Annotated in this window: 16 protein-coding genes; 9 read left to right on the forward strand and 7 right to left on the reverse strand. The window is 73.9% G+C overall.

From position 1 onward, the window contains the following. Positions 1-97: 97 nt before the first annotated feature. Positions 98-3,427 carry a maltose alpha-D-glucosyltransferase gene (treS, locus tag GC157_12370; protein ID MBI1378260.1) on the forward strand — a complete coding sequence of 1,110 codons (3,330 nt, stop codon included), beginning with the start codon at positions 98-100 and terminating at the stop codon, positions 3,425-3,427. A 22-nt stretch (positions 3,428-3,449) separates the two neighbouring features. Here treS and GC157_12375 read toward each other — a convergent pair whose 3' ends face one another. After that, positions 3,450-4,112, reverse strand: coding sequence for an STAS domain-containing protein (locus GC157_12375; GenBank protein MBI1378261.1), 663 nt, complete (start codon positions 4,110-4,112; stop codon positions 3,450-3,452). Between the two features lie 129 nt (positions 4,113-4,241). On the opposite strand from GC157_12375, the gene GC157_12380 reads away from it, so the two are divergent. Beyond that, positions 4,242-4,883: an ANTAR domain-containing protein gene (locus GC157_12380; protein MBI1378262.1), complete on the forward strand. Its 642-nt coding sequence runs from the start codon at positions 4,242-4,244 to the stop codon at positions 4,881-4,883. 16 nt (positions 4,884-4,899) lie between these two features. Here GC157_12380 and GC157_12385 read toward each other — a convergent pair whose 3' ends face one another. Next, a complete protein-coding gene (locus GC157_12385) occupies positions 4,900-5,340 on the reverse strand; it encodes a VOC family protein (protein ID MBI1378263.1) in 441 nt (146 codons plus the stop codon). Positions 5,341-5,472: 132 nt separating this feature from the next. On the opposite strand from GC157_12385, the gene GC157_12390 reads away from it, so the two are divergent. Together GC157_12390 and GC157_12395 are read left to right on the forward strand one after the other, a co-directional pair. Continuing rightward, the gene (locus GC157_12390; GenBank protein MBI1378264.1) at positions 5,473-6,513 is read left to right on the forward strand and encodes an MBL fold metallo-hydrolase; all 1,041 of its coding nucleotides are present in this window, start codon (positions 5,473-5,475) and stop codon (positions 6,511-6,513) included. 300 nt (positions 6,514-6,813) lie between these two features. Then, the gene (locus GC157_12395; GenBank protein ID MBI1378265.1) at positions 6,814-7,158 is read left to right on the forward strand and encodes a hypothetical protein; all 345 of its coding nucleotides are present in this window, start codon (positions 6,814-6,816) and stop codon (positions 7,156-7,158) included. A gap of 10 nt (positions 7,159-7,168) precedes the next feature. On the opposite strand, the gene GC157_12400 is transcribed toward GC157_12395, so the two are convergent. After that, a complete protein-coding gene (locus tag GC157_12400; GenBank protein ID MBI1378266.1) occupies positions 7,169-8,557 on the reverse strand; it encodes an aminotransferase class I/II-fold pyridoxal phosphate-dependent enzyme in 1,389 nt (462 codons plus the stop codon). On the opposite strand from GC157_12400, the gene GC157_12405 reads away from it, so the two are divergent. Further along, entirely contained in the window at positions 8,551-9,090 is a 540-nt protein-coding gene (locus GC157_12405) for a carboxymuconolactone decarboxylase family protein (GenBank protein ID MBI1378267.1), read from the forward strand. The two genes, GC157_12400 and GC157_12405, sit on opposite strands and share 7 nt — an antisense overlap. A 46-nt stretch (positions 9,091-9,136) precedes the next feature. On the opposite strand, the gene GC157_12410 is transcribed toward GC157_12405, so the two are convergent. The 4 genes from GC157_12410 to GC157_12425 all read right to left on the reverse strand — a co-directional run bounded on the left by GC157_12410 (position 9,137) and on the right by GC157_12425 (position 12,679). Next, positions 9,137-9,328 carry a hypothetical protein gene (locus GC157_12410; GenBank protein ID MBI1378268.1) on the reverse strand — a complete coding sequence of 64 codons (192 nt, stop codon included), beginning with the start codon at positions 9,326-9,328 and terminating at the stop codon, positions 9,137-9,139. 126 nt (positions 9,329-9,454) lie between these two features. Then, positions 9,455-11,677 (reverse strand): catalase/peroxidase HPI, encoded by a 2,223-nt coding sequence (katG, locus tag GC157_12415; GenBank protein ID MBI1378269.1) that lies wholly within the window; start codon positions 11,675-11,677, stop codon positions 9,455-9,457. Positions 11,678-11,710: 33 nt separating this feature from the next. Then, positions 11,711-12,136 (reverse strand): transcriptional repressor, encoded by a 426-nt coding sequence (locus tag GC157_12420; GenBank protein MBI1378270.1) that lies wholly within the window; start codon positions 12,134-12,136, stop codon positions 11,711-11,713. Between the two features lie 93 nt (positions 12,137-12,229). Continuing rightward, a complete protein-coding gene (locus GC157_12425) occupies positions 12,230-12,679 on the reverse strand; it encodes a hypothetical protein (protein ID MBI1378271.1) in 450 nt (149 codons plus the stop codon). 245 nt (positions 12,680-12,924) lie between these two features. Between GC157_12425 and GC157_12430 the strand changes: the two genes are divergently transcribed. From GC157_12430 to GC157_12445, 4 genes are all read left to right on the forward strand, one after another. Then, positions 12,925-13,806, forward strand: a complete 882-nt coding sequence (locus tag GC157_12430; protein MBI1378272.1) for an ion transporter — start codon at positions 12,925-12,927, stop codon at positions 13,804-13,806. A gap of 80 nt (positions 13,807-13,886) precedes the next feature. Next, positions 13,887-15,209: a hypothetical protein gene (locus tag GC157_12435; GenBank protein ID MBI1378273.1), complete on the forward strand. Its 1,323-nt coding sequence runs from the start codon at positions 13,887-13,889 to the stop codon at positions 15,207-15,209. Next, positions 15,206-15,901: a response regulator gene (locus GC157_12440; protein MBI1378274.1), complete on the forward strand. Its 696-nt coding sequence runs from the start codon at positions 15,206-15,208 to the stop codon at positions 15,899-15,901. The genes GC157_12435 and GC157_12440 overlap by 4 nt, the downstream gene beginning before the upstream one ends. A 257-nt stretch (positions 15,902-16,158) precedes the next feature. Continuing rightward, positions 16,159-17,679: a family 16 glycosylhydrolase gene (locus GC157_12445; protein MBI1378275.1), complete on the forward strand. Its 1,521-nt coding sequence runs from the start codon at positions 16,159-16,161 to the stop codon at positions 17,677-17,679. The last annotated feature ends 62 nt before the right edge of the window (positions 17,680-17,741 follow it).

Raw genomic sequence — 17,741 nt, forward strand, 5'->3', positions numbered from 1 at the left:
GTCGCCGATGTCGGAGGACCGGTCGACGGGAGGAGCCCGAGCAGGTTGACTGAAGGGCGACCGCACGTGACTCCCAACTCCTTGCGAGGCGACGACGGTGTCTCCCGAACCGCTCCTGTCCGACGACCCCACCTGGTACAAGGACGCAGTCATCTACCAGCTGCACGTGAAGGCGTTCGCGGACTCGAACGGTGACGGGATAGGCGACTTCGGCGGGCTCACGAGCCGGCTGGACTACCTCCAGGACCTCGGGGTCACGGCGGTGTGGCTGCTGCCGTTCTACCCCTCGCCCCTGCGCGACGACGGCTACGACATCGCCGACTACGAGGGCGTGCACGAGAGCTACGGCGACATGCGCGCCTTCCGGCGCTTCCTCGACCAGGCCCACGCGCGCGGCCTGCGCGTGATCACCGAGCTGGTCATCAACCACACGTCCGACGAGCACGCCTGGTTCCAGCGAGCCCGCAACGCCCCGCGCGGCAGCGCGCACCGCGACTTCTACGTGTGGAGCGACACGCCCGAGAAGTACGCCGACGCGCGCATCATCTTCAAGGACTTCGAGACGTCGAACTGGACGTGGGACCCGGTCGCGGGGCAGTACTACTGGCACCGCTTCTACTCCCACCAGCCGGACCTCAACTTCGAGAGCCCCGCCGTGCGGCGGGCGGTGATCCGGCTGCTCGACAAGTGGTTCGCCATGGGGGTCGACGGCGTGCGCCTCGACGCGATCCCGTACCTCTACGAGGAGGACGGCACCAACTGCGAGAACCTCCCCAAGACCCACGAGTTCCTGCGGATGCTGCGGGCGCACGTGGACGCCCACCACCCCAACCGCATGCTGCTCGCCGAGGCCAACCAGTGGCCGGAGGACGCCGTCGCGTACTTCGGCGACGGCGACGAGTGCCACATGGCCTTCCACTTCCCGCTGATGCCTCGGCTCTACATGGCCCTGCGCCGGGAGGACCGTCACCCGATCGTCGACATCCTCGAGCAGACGCCGGAGATCCCGGGCACGGCCCAGTGGGCGACGTTCCTGCGCAACCACGACGAGCTCACGCTCGAGATGGTCACCGACGAGGAACGCGACTACATGTACCGCACGTACGCGCACGACCCGCGGATGCGCATCAACCTGGGCATCCGCCGCCGGCTGGCGCCGCTGCTCCAGGGCGACCGTCGCAAGATCGAGCTGCTGAACGCGGTGCTGTTCTCCCTCCCCGGCACTCCCGTCATGTACTACGGCGACGAGATCGGCATGGGCGACAACGTCTACCTCGGCGACCGCGACGGCGTGCGCACGCCGATGCAGTGGAGCTCGGACCGCAACGCCGGCTTCTCGCAGGCGAACCCGCAGCGGCTCTACCTGCCGGTGATCATCGACCCGGACTACCACTACGAGACGGTCAACGTCGAGGCGCTGCGCGGCAACGCGAACTCGTTGTGGTGGTGGATGCACCGGCTCATCTCGCTGCGCACGAGCCACCGCGCGTTCGGCCACGGGGGCCTGCGCTTCCTCACGCCGGACAACCCGAAGGTGCTCGCCTTCCTGCGCACCCCGAGCGAGCCCGGCGACGGCGACACCCTCCTCGTCGTGGCGAACCTGTCGCGCTACGCGCAGGCGGCCGAGCTCGATCTCGGGGACCTGGCGGGCGCCACCCCCGTGGAGCTGTTCGGCCACACCCCGTTCGCCCCCGTGACCGAGCGCCCCTACGCCGTCACGCTGGCGCCCTACGGGTTCTACTGGTTCCGGCTCGTGCCCCAGCCGACGTCGGAGGGCGCGGCCTCGCCGTCCGAGGCGCCCCTCGTGACGATGGACGACGACCCCCTGGCCCGCCGTGCGGCGTCGGGGATCGGCCGTGCGCTGGCGGCCTGGCTGCCGCAGCGCCGGTGGTTCCACGGCAAGGCGCGCGTGGTGCGCTCGGTGAGCGTGCTCGACGCCGTGCCCCTCGACGGCCGTCGGCCCCTGTCCGGCACGCTGCTCGTGGTGGAGGTCGACTTCAGCGAGGGCGACCCGGAGACCTACTGCGTGCCCGTCGCGGTGCTGCCCGCCGACGGCGGCCACGAGGTGGCCGAGGGCAACCTCATCGCGCGGGTGCGTCGCAGCGACGGGCGCGAGGGCCTGCTCGTCGACGCGCTCGGCGAGACCGAGACGCCGTCGTCGCTCGTGCGGCTGGTGGTGCGCCAGTCCGAGCGCAAGGGACGCGCCGGCCGGGTGCGGGGCTGGAGCGTGCCGGACGTGCGCGACTGGCCGGCCGAGGAGGAGCCCGACACCAAGGTGCTGCGCGGCGAGCAGTCCAACACCTCGATCCGCGTGGGCGACCGGGCCATCCTCAAGCTGTACCGGCGGCTCGACGACGGGACCAGCCCCGAGCTCGAGGTGGGCCGCCACCTTCAGCGGGTGGGCTACGCCGGGGGCGCGGGCCTGCTCGGCTCGGTCGAGTACGTGCGTCCGCGCGGCGAGCCCGTGACCCTCGCCGCCATGCACGAGTTCGTGGCCAACGACGGCGACGCCTGGCAGTGGGTGCTCGAGCGGCTCAACCTCTACGCCGAGCAGGTCCTGGCCCTGCCCGACACACCGCCGCGCGTGCCGGCGGACCCGCTCTCGTCCACGCCGGCCCCGCTGCCGGAGGAGATGGTCGACCTGCTGGCCCCGTGGGCCGCCTCGGCCGACCAGATCGGACGCCGCACCGCGGAGATGCACGAGGCGCTCGCCCGGGGCGACGACCCCGCCTTCCGCCCCGAGCCCTTCACCACCCTCTACCAGCGCTCGCTGTACCAGAGCATCCTCGGCGAGACCCGGGCCACCCTGCGGATGCTGCGATCCCCGCGGGCGCGGCTGGACGAGGAGCAGGCCCAGCTCGTCGCCGCGCTGCCGGAGGACCGGCTGCTCGACCGTCTCGACCAGCTGCGCGCGCGGCGGCTGCACGTGTCGCGCGTGCGGCACCACGGCGACTTCCACCTCGGCCAGATGCTCTGGACCGGGCGCGACTTCGTCATCATCGACTTCGAGGGCGAGCCGTCGCGGTCCGTCGGTGAGCGGCGCATCAAGCGATCCCCGCTGCGCGATGTGGCCGGCATGCTGCGCAGCTTCGACTACGCCGCCAACGTCGGCATGCGCGACCAGGTGGAGCGGCTCGGCTTCGCCTCGCCCGCCGCGGCCGAGGCGCGGCTCGGCCCGTGGGCCCGCGCGTGGTCGGCGTGGATGAGCGCGTCGTTCCTGTCCTCCTACCTCGACGCCGTGGCGGGGCAGCCGTTCGTGCCGGAGGACACGGCCGAGCTGCGCCTGCTGCTCGACGCGTTCATGCTCGAGAAGACCTGCTACGAGGTGCGCTACGAGCTGGGCAACCGGCCGGACTGGGTCGGCATCCCGCTGCGCGCGCTGCACGAGCTGGTGGAGGCGTTCCCCGCGACCGCGTCCGAGGGCTGACCGGGGCCGTCGTCCGGGCTGCTCAGTCGACGCTGCGCAGGCGCCGCACCGTCGGCGGCCGCTGCCATGGCCGTCCCGGGTCGTGCGGCCGTGCGCCGTCGAGGCGGAACAGCGGCGCGAGCTCGGTCAGGTCCAGGACGTGCCGCACGGCGTCCGACGGGTTGAGCAGCGCCAGCCGTCCGGAGCGCTGCTCGGTCTCGCCGAGCATGATGACGAGGAACGTGAGCCCCACCGCGCCCATGAACCGCACGCCCTCGAGGTCGACGACCGCGTCGCGGCAGGCGCTGGCACGGAAGTCCTCGACGATGCGGTCGAGCTCGCGGCGACGCATGATGTCGATGTCGCCCCAGATCCAGACCCGGAACTCGGCCGGGGCCGGGCCCTGCCACTGTGCGCGGCTGCCCAGGCGGACGACGTCGAGCGCCGGGATCCCGCCGGTGTCGCCAGTGGTCCCGCCGATGCGGGTCGGATCGTCAGCAGCCATCCCGGCTCCTCGTTCGAAGGGGAGGCCGGCTGCTTGACCGCGTCCACTGTCCGTCACCGGACGGGCCGGGCGCAACCCCCTGCGGCGTCGCGCCGCGGGTGCGAGGCGCCTGCGCCGCACGGGATCCAGGTTTGCGTCGGGGTCGTCGGGGCACGGCGACGTCCGCCGAGGACGGAGGACGGAGGACGGAGGACGTGTCATGTCGGTCAACGACCTTCCTGGCGACGCCTGGGTGCAGGGCCTCGAGCTGCCGAGCGGATCCGGCCCCTACCTGGTCAGGGCGCTGACGGGACCGCGGCAGCGGCCCGCTTCGCGGCCTTCGCGCTCGACATGTCCGACGACGTCACGGTCGCGGAGCGCGTCGACCGCCTTGCGCTGCGTGCTCGGGACGCCATCCCGGGCTGCGAGGTCGTCGGGGTGAGCGTGGCACGCCGCGGCCTGCTCGAGACCCGGGCCGCCACCGGCGACCTGGCCCGCGAGCTCGACGCCTGCCAGCACCTCGCCGGCGAGGGACCGTGCCTGGACGCCTTCTACTCGGAGGGCGTCTACCGGACCGGTGACCTGTGGGCCGACGAGCGCTGGCCGCGCTTCTCGCTGCTGACGCGCGACCTCGACGTCCGGTCCATGCTCTCCTACCGGCTCTTCACCGAGGCCGACTCGCTGGGATCGCTCAACGTGTACTCGAGCCGGCAGCACGCCTTCAGCGACGAGGCCATGGTGCTTGGCGCGATCTTCGCGGCCCATGCGGCTGTGGCGCTCGCCCGTGCGCAGGAGCACGAGGAGGCGGAGAACCTCCAGCGTGCGCTGGAGAGCAACCGCATGATCGGTACCGCGGTCGGCATCCTCATGGCCACCCAGCGGCTCAGCGCGGAGGACGCGCTCGAGCGACTCAGCCGGGCCAGCCAGCGCACCAACACCAAGCTGAAGGTGCTGGCCGAGCAGGTGGTGCTGACCGGTCGCCTGCCGGAGTGAGCGGTCGACGGGCGCGTCAGGCCAGGCCGCGGCCCGGCACGAGCACCACACGCCACCCATCGGGGTCGGGCACGGTCACCGCTCCGACGCCGTCCCAGTACGGGTTCTCGGCGGGCACCGCGTGGTGCCCCAGCTCTGCGAGGCGTCGGGCCGCAGCGCGCACCGCTTCTGCCGTGCCGAGGTAGAGCACGAGGAGGTGCTCCGCGCTCGGCACGTCGCCGGGGCTGCCGTCGACGTGGTGTGTGAACTCGAGGTGGTAGGGCGTCCCGGGCAGCCCGACGAAGACGCCGTCGTAGCCGGCGTGCCCCTCGAACCCGCCGAGCCAGCGCAGCCCGAGGCCGTCGACGTAGAACGCGACCACCGCCTCGAGCCGGTCGGTGGGACGCGCGATGCGCACCTGGTGCGCCGCGAGCCCCTCCGGCCACGACGGCCCCTGCGCGGCGTCGGATCCCGACACGTCCCTCGCTCCTCCCCGGTCGCTCCCGTGGTCCGGGGCGGCTGCTCCATCCTGACCGGCGCGTCAACCGAGAAGGCGGCCCGCGGACCCGGCGGCCGGCGCGGGAGGGGCGGCGCACACAATGGCCGGGTGATGCGCGTGACCGGCACGGCCCAGCGCGAGGCGTGGCTGGCCCGTCGGCTGCCTCCGGTGGAGCGGGTGCGGCCGGACGTGTGGTCGGTGCCGGTGCCGATCCCCAACAACCCGTTGCGCTACACGCTCTGCTACGTGCTCATGACCGCGGCCGGCCCGGTCGTCGTCGACCCGGGGTGGGACACCGCGGAGGGCTGGGACTCGCTGCTCGCCGGGCTCGGCGAGGTAGGGGTGGAGCTCGCCGACGTCGTGGGGGTCGCGCTCACGCACGTTCACCCGGACCACCACGGCCTCACCGCGCGGGTGCGCGACGCCTCCGGCGCCTGGGTGGCCATGCACCGGCTCGAGGTGACGACGATGCCCTCGCGCGACCAGCTGACCGAGCAGGCGATCGCGCACGACCAGGAGTGGCTCGTCCGCTGCGGGCTGCCCGAGGACCTGCGCGCCGAGCTCGGCTGGCGTCCCGACACGTTCGCGCAGTTCGTGGCGATGGCGCAGCCCGACGTGCTGCTCGAGGACGCCGGGCACCTGCCAGGCGACGCGGGCCGGTTCCGCGCGGTGTGGACGCCGGGGCACACCCCGGGGCACCTGTGCTTCCACGACACCGTGGAGGACGTGCTGCTCACCGGCGACCACGTGCTGCCGCGCATCAGCCCGAACGTGGGGCTCCAGCCGCACGACCTCGAGCCGCCGCTCTCGGCGTACCTGCGCTCGCTGGAGGCGATGACCGCCTACCGCTCGGCGGAGGTGCTGCCCGCCCACGAGTACCGGTTCCTGGGCGTCGACCACCGCGCGCACGCGCTCGTGACGCACCACCACGAGCGCTGCCAGGAGATCCACGACGTGATCTCGGCAAGCCCGGGCAGCACCGCGTGGGAGGTCGCCGAGCGGATCTCGTGGTCCGGTGGCTGGTCGCGCGTGACCGGCTTCATGCGGCGCGCCGCGGTCGCCGAGACCGGGGCGCACCTCGAGCACCTGCGCGAGACCGGACGGGCCACGGTGGCCGGCGCCCCCGTGCAGCGCTGGAGCGCGCTGCCCTGACGAGGTGCCGGCTCAGACCTTGGTCTTGCGGCCGCCGAAGAGCCGCTCGACCAGCGAGGGCTTGGGCGGGCAGACGCAGCGCTGCGACTTCGGGACGCCGCGCATCACCTGGTCGACGTGCTGGCCGCACCCGCTCCAGGACGGCTTTCCGCAGGAACGGCAGGTGACTCGCGTGCACACAGGGGACTCCCGAAGGTCAGGGACGGTTCCGGACGACATACCCCAGGGGGTATAGGTTCAGAGTAGCGCACGTCGGCAGGTGCGCCACACCGGGCCGGCACAGCAGGGATCGGAGGACTCATGAGCGTCGTACGCCGGATCGCGCTGCCCGTCGAGGCCGACGGCAGCCTCGGACGTCGCTGGGGCCGCGCGCGGCTCGTCGCGGTCGCCAGCGTGGAGGACGGCGGGATCGCCGCCTGGAGCGTCCACGACGTCGGGTGGGACACCGCCCACGACGAGGGGACCGAGGGCTCCCACCACGCACGCGTGGCCGGGTTCCTGCGCGAGCACGGCGTCGACACGGTCGCCGTCGACCACGTGGGCGAGGGCATGGCCCGCATGCTCGCGACGATGGGCGTCGCCGTGGTGCCGGTGGCGACCGGTGACGCCCGCGCAGCAGCGATCGAAGCGGCCGCGCGCACGTGAGCGCGAGGGCTCAGCCGCCCAGCGCGAGAGCCAGCCGTCGCAGCGCGGTCGTCACCGTGTGGGGCGGTGCGCCGCCCCATCCCACGACGACGGAGGGCGGCTGCGAGAACCCGGGCGCGCTGTAGGACGCGAGCCCCTCGATCGCGACGTCGCGAGCCGCCGCCCGCGCCACGGCAGCCTCCTCCTCGTCGCCGGGTGCGAGCCGCACCACGGAGTGCAGCCCGGCAGCCAGTCCGATCACCTCGACGGCCGGGGCGTGCCGGTCGAGCGCGGCGACGAACGACTCGCGGCGCCGGGCGTAGGCCAGCCGCGAACGACGGACGTGCCGGTCGTAGCGGCCCGACACGAGCAGGCGCGCGAGTGCCAGCTGGTCGATCACCGGGGTCTCGCGCGCGAGCAGCTCGCGCTGCGCGACGACGTCGTCCACCAGGGACGGCGGCAGCGCGAGCCACGCGAGGCGCACCGCCGGCGCGAGCGTCTTGCTGGCCGTCCCGGCATGCACGACCACGTCGGGAGCCAGCGGCTGCAAGGCGCCGACCGCCCTGCGGTCGTAGCGGAACTCCGCGTCGTAGTCGTCCTCGATCACGACGGCGCCGGAGTCCCGTGCCCAGCCGACGAGCTCGAGACGTCGGTCCGGTGAGAGCGCCCAGCCGAGGGGGAACTGGTGCGCGGGGGTGAGCACCACGGCGCCCGCGGCGCCGAGGGCCGAGACCCGCGCACCCTCCTCGTCCACCTCCACGGCGTCCAGGCGGAGCCCCGCGTCCGAGAGCACGGCCCGGTGCCGCTGGTGGCCGTACGCCTCGACGCCGGCCGCGCGGACGCCGCGGGCCCGCAGGGCCCGGCCCAGCAGCCAGAGCGCCTCGGCGTAGCCGGAGCAGACCACCACGCAGGCCGGGTCGGTGCGCACCCCGCGGGCCCGGCCGAGGTACTCCGCGAGCGCCGTGCGCAGCTCGACCCGGCCGCGCGCGTCGCCGTAGCCGAGCGCCTCCGACGGGAGCTGTGCCAGCACCTCGCGCACGGCTGTCGCCCACGCGGTGCGCGGGAAGCCGCTGACGTCGGGACGACCGGGCCGCAGGTCGTACGCGGGGCCGCGCGCCTGCGCTGCCGAGTCGACCCGGGCGGCGCGCGCCGCGGGCGGCACCGCGGCCACGCGGGTGGCCGACCCCTGCCGCGACTCGAGCCACCCCTCGGCGACGAGCTGGCCGTAGGCGTCCGCGACGGTGTTGCGCGCCACCTGCAGGTCGCGCGCCAGGGCCCGGCTCGGCGGCAGCACGACCCCGGGCACCAGCCGGCCGTCGCGGACGGCGGACCGCAGGGAGTCCTCGAGGGAGCGGCGCAGGTGGGTCCGGTCCACCTCGAGGTGCAGGTCGACCCCCGAAGTGGCCCAGTCGGATGCCATGGGATTGGACCCTAGTCCTGGTCCACCACCCGCGTAGCGTCGTCGTCGTGACCACAGACACCCTCGTCCAGATCCCGGTGCGCCTCGACGTGGAGGCGGCGGCGCCGACCTTCCTCAAGGCCATGTCCCGCCTCGATGCGGCAGCCGTGCACGAGCTCGACCGCGCGGGCATCGAGCCCGGTCTGCGCGAGCTCGTCCGGCTGCGCGCCTCGCAGCTCAACGGCTGCGCCTACTGCGTGGACACGCACGCACGCGACGCAGCGGCCGTCGGCGAGCCGGAGCAGCGGATCCGCGCCGTGGCGGTCTGGCGCGAGGCGCCGTTCTTCACCGCTCGCGAGCGGGCCGCCCTGGCGCTCACCGACGCCGTGACCCGGCTCTCCGAGACCCACGTGCCCGACGACGTGCACGCCGAGGCGGCCGCCCACTTCACGGACGAGGAGCTGGCCGCGCTGCTCACGCTCGTGGTGACGATCAACGCGTGGAACGCGCTCTCGCTCGCCTCGCGCTCGTGGGCGCCGCAGCGTAGGTGGTGACGCCCCGGCGGGGTGAGCGCGCGGCGGCAGCGCGGGGTCCGCGGCCTCAGTGCAGGTGCGCGAGCAGGTCGTAGACCACGAACGCAGGCCACAGGATGGCCTCGACGATGGCCCAGAGGTGCAGCCAGAACCCGTCGGCGTTCTGCCAGTAGTACACCAGCGCTCCGATGAGCCCGAGCCCGTACACCGCGCCCGCGCCGCCCGCGCCGGCGCTCGTCGTCCTCGACGTCGTGCCCATGACGGCTCCCTCCCGAGGTCGGCTCCAGCCTCGCACCGCCCGTGCGCCGGTGTCGCGGGCGCTACGACGCGAGGGAGCCCCGCGGCCGGCGGCCACGGGGCTCCCTCGGTGCTGTCGTGCGGTGACTCAGCGGACGTCGAAGCGGTCGAGCATCATGACCTTGTCCCAGGCGGCGACGAAGTCGTGCACGAACTTCTGCTGCGCGTCGTCGCTCGCGTACACCTCGGCCAGCGCCCGCAGCACGGAGTGGGAGCCGAACACGAGGTCGACGCGCGTCGCCGTCCACGTGCTGGCGCCGGTGGCGCGGTCGGTGCCCTGGTACGTCTCGCCGGCCTCGGTCGTGGGCGCCCATGTGGTGCCCATGTCGAGGAGGTTCACGAAGAAGTCGTTCGTGAGGACGCCGGGGCGCGAGGTGAGCACGCCGTGCGCGGAGCCGTCGTAGTTGGCCCCCAGCACGCGCAGGCCGCCGACGAGCACGGTCATCTCCGGCGCGGTCAGGGTGAGCAGCTGCGCCTTGTCGACGAGCAGGTGCTCCGCCGGACGGTCGTGACCCTTGCCGACGTAGTTGCGGAAGCCGTCCGCGGTCGGCTCGAGCACGGCGAAGGACTCGACGTCGGTGTCCTCCTGCGTCGCGTCGGTGCGGCCCGGCGTGAACGGGACGGTCACCTCGACGCCGGCGTCGCGGGCGGCCTTCTCGACCGCGGCGGCACCGCCGAGCACGATGAGGTCGGCCAGCGAGATCCGCTTGCCGCCTGCCTGCGCGTCGTTGAACTCCCGCTGCACGCCCTCGAGGGTGCGCAGCACCTCGGCGAGCTGGGCCGGGTTGTTGACGTCCCAGCCGCTCTGCGGCGCGAGCCGGATGCGCGCGCCGTTGGCTCCGCCGCGCTTGTCGGTGCCGCGGAAGGTCGACGCCGAGGCCCACGCGGTGGCGACCAGCTGCTGCACGGACAGGCCGGAGGCGAGCACCGCCGCCTTGAGCGCCGCGACGTCGGCGTCCTCGACGAGCTCGTGGTCGACCGCGGGGACCGGGTCCTGCCACAGCTGCGGCTCGGCCGGGACGAGCGGGCCGAGGTAGCGGGTGACGGGGCCCATGTCGCGGTGGGTCAACTTGAACCAGGCCTTGGCGAAGGCGAGCGCGAACTCCTGCGGGTTCTCGTGGAAGCGGCGCGAGATCGGCTCGTAGGCCGGGTCCATGCGCAGGGCGAGGTCGGTGGTGAGCATCACCGGTGCGTGCCGCTGCGACGGGTCGTGCGCGTCGGGGACGGCGGTCGCGGCCGCGGGGTCGGTGGGGATCCACTGCTGGGCGCCCGCGGGGCTGGTGCTCAGCTGCCACTCGTAGCCGAACAGCGTGTCGAAGAAGCTGTTGTCCCAGCTGATCGGCGTCGGGGTCCACGCGCCCTCGAGGCCGCTGGTGACGGCGTCGCCGCCCACGCCCGTGCCGTAGGTGTTCTTCCAGCCCAGGCCCATCTCCTCGATCGGCGCGCCCTCGGGCTCGCGGCCGACGTACTGGAGCGGGTTCACCGCGCCGTGCGTCTTGCCGAAGGTGTGGCCGCCGGCGATGAGGGCGACGGTCTCCTCATCGTTCATCGCCATCCGCGCGAAGGTCTCGCGGATGTCGCGCGCTGCCGCGATCGGGTCCGGGTTGCCGTTGGGGCCCTCGGGGTTGACGTAGATGAGGCCCATCTGGACCGCGCCGAGCGGGTTGTCGAGCTGGCGGTCGCCGGTGTAGCGGGCGTCGCCGAGCCACTCGGCCTCCGAGCCCCAGTTGACCTGCTCCGGCTCCCAGACGTCGGCACGGCCGCCGCCGAAGCCGAAGGTCTCGAAGCCCATCGACTCGAGCGCCACGTTGCCGGCCAGCACCATGAGGTCGGCCCACGACAGGCTCTTGCCGTACTTCTTCTTGACCGGCCACAGCACCCGGCGCGCCTTGTCGAGGTTGGCGTTGTCCGGCCAGCTGTTGAGGGGGGCGAAGCGCTGCTGGCCCGCGCCCGCGCCGCCGCGGCCGTCGGAGATGCGGTAGGTGCCGGCGCTGTGCCAGGCCATGCGGATGAACAGCGGGCCGTAGTGGCCGTAGTCGGCCGGCCACCAGTCCTGCGAGGTCGTCATGACGGCCTCGATGTCGCTCTTGACGGCGGCGAGGTCGAGCGAGGCGAACGCCTCGCGGTAGTCGAAGCCCTCGCCCATGGGGTCGCTCTTGGGCGAGTTGGCCGCCAGCACGGTTACGTCGACGGCGTCGGGCCACCAGTCGCGGTTGGTGGTGCCGCCCGGCGAGTGCACGACGGGGCACCGGCCCGTGCTCGCGGTCTCCTCGTTCATCTCGCCGACGACGGCGTCAGGCATCTCGGACACGGGGTGTTCCTTCCGGTTCTCGGGGCGGTCGGGTCAGGTGGTCGCGGAGGCGCAGCCGGGGCACAGGCCCCAGTAGACGACCTCCGCCTCGTCGATCAGGTAGCCACGGTCGTTGGACGCCGTGAGGCACGGGGTGTCGCCCACCGCGCAGTCGACGTCCTCGATCGCGCCGCACGAGCGGCACACGACGTGGTGGTGGTTGTCGGAGACGCGGGACTCGTAGCGGGGCACCGAGCCGGCCGGCTCGATGCGGCGGACGAGCCCGGCCGAGGTCAGCACGCGCAGGACGTCGTACACCGCCTGCGTCGAGACCTCGCCGCCCGCGCGCGCGGCCCCGATGATGGTGTCGGTGTCGGCGTGCGGGTGGTCGTGCACCGCGGCCAGGACGGCCACCCGCGGGCGGGTGACGCGCAGGTCGGCGCCGCGCAGCAGCTGCTCGACCTCCGACGTCGTGGGCACGCTCCGAGCCTCGCGCAAGATCTGGAACGAGTCAAGAAAAGGCTCGGGACGGCGTCGGCATACGGACGCCGCGGGACGCTGCCGACGGTCGCGTCAGCGCGCGTCCTCGTGCAGGACGTCCGCGCGCCGCGCCGGCGCGTGGTGCTCCACCGGGCGCAGCGCCGGCGGGCGCAGCAGCTCCTGGACCGGCCGCGACCACCACGGCGTCCGCTCCCCCGGGCCCTCGAGGACCGGGGCGTCGAGCCCGCCGATCGCGGCGACCGACCGGGCGACGACGGCGGTCAGGTCGGCGCGGGCCGCCGCGGCGCGGCGGGGCCATTCCTCCCACGTGGAGACGAGGGTCGCGGCGTCCACCCACACCAGGGCGGCGCGGGGGACCTCCTCGCGCAGCGGCGTGGCCGGCACGCCGTCGGGCAGCAGCACGAGCACCCGGCGGCGCGGGCCGCGCGACATCACTCGGGCGGGCACCGCAGCCCGGAACCACGGCCCGGGCCCGGTCGGGTAGGCGTACAGCCGCCCGATGCGCAGCTCCCGCGCGTTCATGCGGCCTCCCGCCGGTCGGCACACCCTGCGACCGTGGCATCGGCGTCCGCGCGCGCCGGTGTTGAGGACTGCGGGCCGGGGTCACCCGGGCGGACGCGTCCCCCGAGCGGCCGTCGACGTCCGGCCGCGCCGCGCGTCCCTCCCCCGCGGGCGCCGTGCGGCGCCCTAGCGTTCCCTCGACGCCGGTGGACGCGCGGACCGCCGGGGCGGAGGTGCGGACAGTGGCGCGACAGACGAGCGCGGACATCGAGGCGGGCACCACGCTCGACGAGCACGAGCGGGCCGAGCTGAAGAACCCTGGCTACGAGCTGTTCGTGGCGGCGCTCTCGGTGCTGTCGATCGTGAACCTCGGGCTCATCTACGTCGTGCGGAACGAGTCCCTGGACTACATCCTCATGGCGGTCAACCTCGTGCTGTCCGTGGTGCTGTTCTTCGACTTCCTGGTGCGGTTCTTCACGGCGGAGTCCAAGGCGGCCTACTTCTGGCGCGGCTTCGGCTGGGCCGACCTCCTGGCGAGCCTGCCCCTCGCCCAGCTCAAGGTGCTGCGGGTGTTCCGGCTCGCGCGCGTGTACCGCCTGCTCAAGGAGTACGGCGCGCGCAACGTCGCGAGGTCGCTGCTCGTCGACCGCGCGGGCAGCGCGCTCTACACGCTGCTGCTCATCGCGATCCTGGTGCTCGAGTTCGGCAGCCTCGGGATGCTCGGGATCGAGGGCGAGGTGCCCGACGGCAACATCCGCACGGCGTCGGACGCCCTCTGGTACGTCATCGTCACGATCTCGACCGTCGGCTACGGCGACCGCTTCCCCGTCACGAACGCCGGACGGGTGCTCGGCGCGCTCATCATCGTCGTGGGGGTCGGCATCTTCGGCACGCTCACCGGCTACCTGGCCAACATCTTCCTCGCCCCATCCCGGGGCTCCGACGAGCCGGAGGCGGCCGGCCCCGACGACGCGGCGGCCGACGCCGGCGACCACCCGGCCGACGACATCGACGTCGCGCTGGCCCGGCTGTCCCGGCTCGACGCGCTGCGCACCAGCGGGCTGCTCACCGAGGACGAGGCCCGTGCCACCAAGGAGCGCATCCTGGCCGGGGCGCCGGGGGCGGACGGGCCCGCGGCGCCGGAGTAGGCGGCTCCCCGGCCGAGCGTCGGCGCGCCGCGGCCTTTCGGGTGACGTCCGGGACCCGGACGCCTCGTACCCTCGGTGGGATGTCCGTCTTCGGTTCGCGGCGCCAGCGCGTGCTGGCCGGCTACATCGCGGCAGCCGTCATCGCGACCGTCGTCGTGATGGCGGCCACGAGCTATGCGAGCCAGCAGGCCGGGATCAACGAGGCGGTCAACGCCGCCAAGGACCGCACCCTGCTCTACGCCGACGTCCTCTCGGACAAGATCCCCGCCGACCTGTCCAGCCGTGATGCGACCCGTCGCACGGCCGCCGACGTCGCCCTCGACGCCGTCGTGCGCGACTTCGTGAAGTCGGCCAAGGACGTCATCCGGGTCAAGATCTGGACCCCGGACGGCACGATCGTCTACTCGGACAAGCGCGAGCTGTGGGGGCGCCAGTTCGCGCTCGAGCCGGACGAGGCCGACGTCCTGCTGACCGGGAGCGTCGAGGCCTCGGCGAGCGACCCCACCAAGCCGGAGAACATCTTCGAGCAGGACCAGGGCCGGGTGCTCCAGGTGTACGCGCCCATGCGCGCGACGGCGGCCGGCGACCTGCTCTTCGAGGTCTACTACCACGACGACAGCATCTCCACGGCGGCCCACCGCATCTGGACCGAGTTCGCCCCGATCCTGCTCGGCGGCCTGCTGCTGCTCGCGGCGGTCAACCTGCCGCTGGCGTGGCGGCTGGCGCAGCGCGCGCAGCGCGACCAGGAGGAGAAGGCCGAGCTGCTCCAGGCCGCGGTCGACGCCTCGGAGATGGAGCGCAGCCGCATCGCGGGCGACCTGCACGACGGCGTGGTGCAGGACCTCTCGGGCATCACCTACACGCTCGACGCCGTCGCCGACCGGCTCGGCACCGAGGGCTCGCCCCACGCGGCCGTCGTGGCCGAGTCGGCCGCGCACACGCGGTCCGCCGTCAGCGCCCTGCGCTCCCTCCTGATCGAGATCTACCCCCCGAACCTGCGCGAGGAGGGGCTGCCCAACGCGCTGGGCGGGCTGCTCGCCTCGGTGCGCTCCCGCGGCGTGGCGGCCCGGCTGGACGTGGCGCCGGGCCTCGAGTGCGCGCCAGCGTGCGAGTCGCTGGTGTTCCGCGCGGCCCAGGAGGCCCTCCGCAACGTGGTCACCCACGCGGAGGCCTCCCACGTGGTGGTCTCGCTGCGGCGGGAGGGCGAGCACGCGGTGCTCACCGTCGCCGACGACGGCCGCGGGGTCGCCGTCGACGAGTGGCGCCGTCCGCCGCCGGGGCACCTGGGCCTACGCTTCCTCTCGGACCTGGTCGAACGTGCCGGTGGGCACCTCGACCTGACTCCCGGTGATCACGGGGGCGCGGTGTTCACCGTGTCGGTCCCGATGGAGGTGGGCGTGTGAGCGAGCCGACGACGACCAGCACCGCTGCGGCGGCCGGAGCCACGATCACGCCGCCCGACCCGTTGCGGGTGATGCTCGTCGACGACCACCCGGTGGTGCGCTCGGGCCTGTCGGCCCTGCTCGACGCCTTCGGCGACATCACGGTGGTCGGCGCGCTGGCCGACGGCCGCGAGGCGGTGGAGCGCTACTCCGAGCTCGCCCCCGACGTCGTGCTCATGGACCTGTCCATGCCGGGCATGGACGGCATCGAGGCCACTGCGCAGATCTGCCGGGCCGACCCGTCGGCGCGGGTGGTCGTGCTCACCAGCTTCGGGGAGCGCCGCCGCATCGTGGCCGCCCTGGACGCCGGTGCCTGCGGCTACCTGCTCAAGGACAGCGGCCGCGAGGACGTCGTGTCCGCCGTCCACGCAGCCGCGGCCGGGGGCTCGCCGATCGACCCGCGCGTGGCCTCCGTCCTGCTCGCCGAGCGGCACGAGTCGCGCGGGGCGACGGGCAGCACGATGTCGGCCCGCGAGCTCGAGGTGCTGCGGCTCGTCGCGGAGGGCCGCATCAACAAGGACATCGCGCGCGAGCTCGGCATCGCCGAGAAGACGGTCAAGACGCACCTCACCCGCATCTACGAGCGCATCGGCGTCCAGGACCGCACGCAGGCCGCCATCTGGGCCGAGCGCAGCGGGCTGTTCAAGAGCTGACGCGCCAGGCTGCCTCCGGCCGGCAGCCGCTCGGACGGCGGCGAGGGCTCTGCGGGTGCGCTCCACCAACGGCCGGCGCCCCGGCCCGGTGGTGCTCGCCACCGGCACCTGCATCGGCGCGGCGGGATCCTGGTCTTGAGATCCTGATCTTCGGGATCCGTTGCAGCCCAACGTGATCCGTGTCTCTGTACGTCATGTGAGTGACGAGCGGGCGTTGGTTCTCCAGAACCTCTCCGCGCGCGCCCGATCACCTCGGCATGCTCACCCCGACACCTGCGTCCGACGGGACCGCGACGATCCAGCGCGGTCCGGGCCGGCTCTCCCCCCGGAGCCGTCTGGTCACGAGGTGGGCGGCCCGTCCGGTGGTCCGGGCGCTCGCGGGGGCAGGCGCCGTCCTGCTCGCCGCGGGACTCCTCCCCTCGGACGCCGGAGCCGTGGCGGCGCGACCGACGCCTGCCGCCACGACGGCCGTGTCGGTGCACGTCGTGCACCGCACGGCCCGGGCCCTGTCGGTGTCCGTCGTGGTGGCGGGCCGCGGGACCGGGTCGACCCGGGCCCGGGGCCTCGTGGCCGTGGCGCGCGTGACCGCCCGCAGCTCGGCCACCGCGGTGGCGACCCTCCACGACGGCGAGGACACCGCCCGCGCGACGCGCACCTCGTACGGCGCTGCCACCGTGGTCTCGCGCGTGACGGTGACCTCGCGCACCTCGCGCACCACGGCGCTGCGCACGGCGCGCTCGCGCGCCCGGGTCGCCTCGGTGGCCACCGCCGACCAGGCCGCCACCTCCCGGGCCCGCGTGTCCGCCTCGACCGCGGCCCGCGCGGTGCTCGCCGGCCGCCGCGCGCACGGGCACCCGAAGCCGTCGCCCACGCCGACCCCCACGCCGACCCCGACGCCGACCCCGACCCCGACGCCGACCCCCACGCCCACGCCGACGCCGACCCCGACGCCGACGCCGACGCCGACGCCCACGCCGACCCCCACGCCCACGCCGACGCCGACGCCCACGCCCACGCCGACCCCCACGCCCACGCCGACGCCGACCCCGACGCCCACGCCCACGCCGACGCCCACCCCGACCCCGGACCCGTCGGCGCTGCCCGTCGGCAACCTGCCGGGCTGGACCCAGGTGTTCGCCGACGACTTCACCCGCGACGCCGCGCTCGGCTCGTTCCTCTCGGTCTACGGAACGCGCTGGGGCGCCTACCCGTCGCCGTGGCCGGACACCTCCGGCAACGGCCGCTACGACCCGGCGCGCACGCTCTCGGTGTCGAACGGCGACCTCGACATCTACCTGCACACCGAGAACGGCGTCCACTACGTGTCGGCGCCCACCCCCAAGCTGCCGACGATGACCTACGGCCGCTACTCGATCCGGTTCCAGTCCGACCAGGTCCCGGGCTACAAGACGGCGTGGCTGCTGTGGCCCGACGACGACCTGTGGCCGGCGCACGGCGAGATCGACTTCCCCGAGGGCAACCTCGACCGCACGATCTCGGCCTTCGCCCACTGGGCCACCTCCAGCGGCGGCCAGGACGCCTTCTCCACCAGCGCCACCTACGTGCCCTGGCACACGGCCACCGTCGAGTGGACCCCCGGCCGGATCCGCTTCTACCTCGACGACGTTCTCATCGGCACCAGCACCCGGCTCGTGCCCTCCACCCCCATGCACTGGGTGATCCAGTCCGAGACGCAGCTCTCCGGCGGGGCACCCTCGAACACTGCGGCCGGCCACATCCGGATCGACTGGGTGGCGGCCTGGGCCTACACCCCGTGAGCGACGTCCCGCACCCGCTCCCCCGCCCGGCGGACCGCGTCGTCCACCGGACGGGGCCGCGT

Source organism: Frankiales bacterium (assembly GCA_016125335.1).
GTDB lineage: Bacteria > Actinomycetota > Actinomycetes > S36-B12 > CAIYMF01 > Longivirga.

Coding starts and splice junctions, on each gene's coding strand:
- GC157_12375 (MBI1378261.1), bottom strand. CDS start 4,112: ATGACACGTCCTCCGTCCTCCGTCCTCCGTCCTCGGCGGACGTCGCCG.
- GC157_12380 (MBI1378262.1), top strand. CDS start 4,242: ATGTCCGACGACGTCACGGTCGCGGAGCGCGTCGACCGCCTTGCGCTG.
- GC157_12390 (MBI1378264.1), top strand. CDS start 5,473: ATGCGCGTGACCGGCACGGCCCAGCGCGAGGCGTGGCTGGCCCGTCGG.
- GC157_12395 (MBI1378265.1), top strand. CDS start 6,814: ATGAGCGTCGTACGCCGGATCGCGCTGCCCGTCGAGGCCGACGGCAGC.
- GC157_12405 (MBI1378267.1), top strand. CDS start 8,551: ATGCCATGGGATTGGACCCTAGTCCTGGTCCACCACCCGCGTAGCGTC.
- GC157_12400 (MBI1378266.1), bottom strand. CDS start 8,557: ATGGCATCCGACTGGGCCACTTCGGGGGTCGACCTGCACCTCGAGGTG.
- GC157_12410 (MBI1378268.1), bottom strand. CDS start 9,328: ATGGGCACGACGTCGAGGACGACGAGCGCCGGCGCGGGCGGCGCGGGC.
- GC157_12425 (MBI1378271.1), bottom strand. CDS start 12,679: ATGAACGCGCGGGAGCTGCGCATCGGGCGGCTGTACGCCTACCCGACC.
- GC157_12435 (MBI1378273.1), top strand. CDS start 13,887: ATGTCCGTCTTCGGTTCGCGGCGCCAGCGCGTGCTGGCCGGCTACATC.
- GC157_12445 (MBI1378275.1), top strand. CDS start 16,159: ATGCTCACCCCGACACCTGCGTCCGACGGGACCGCGACGATCCAGCGC.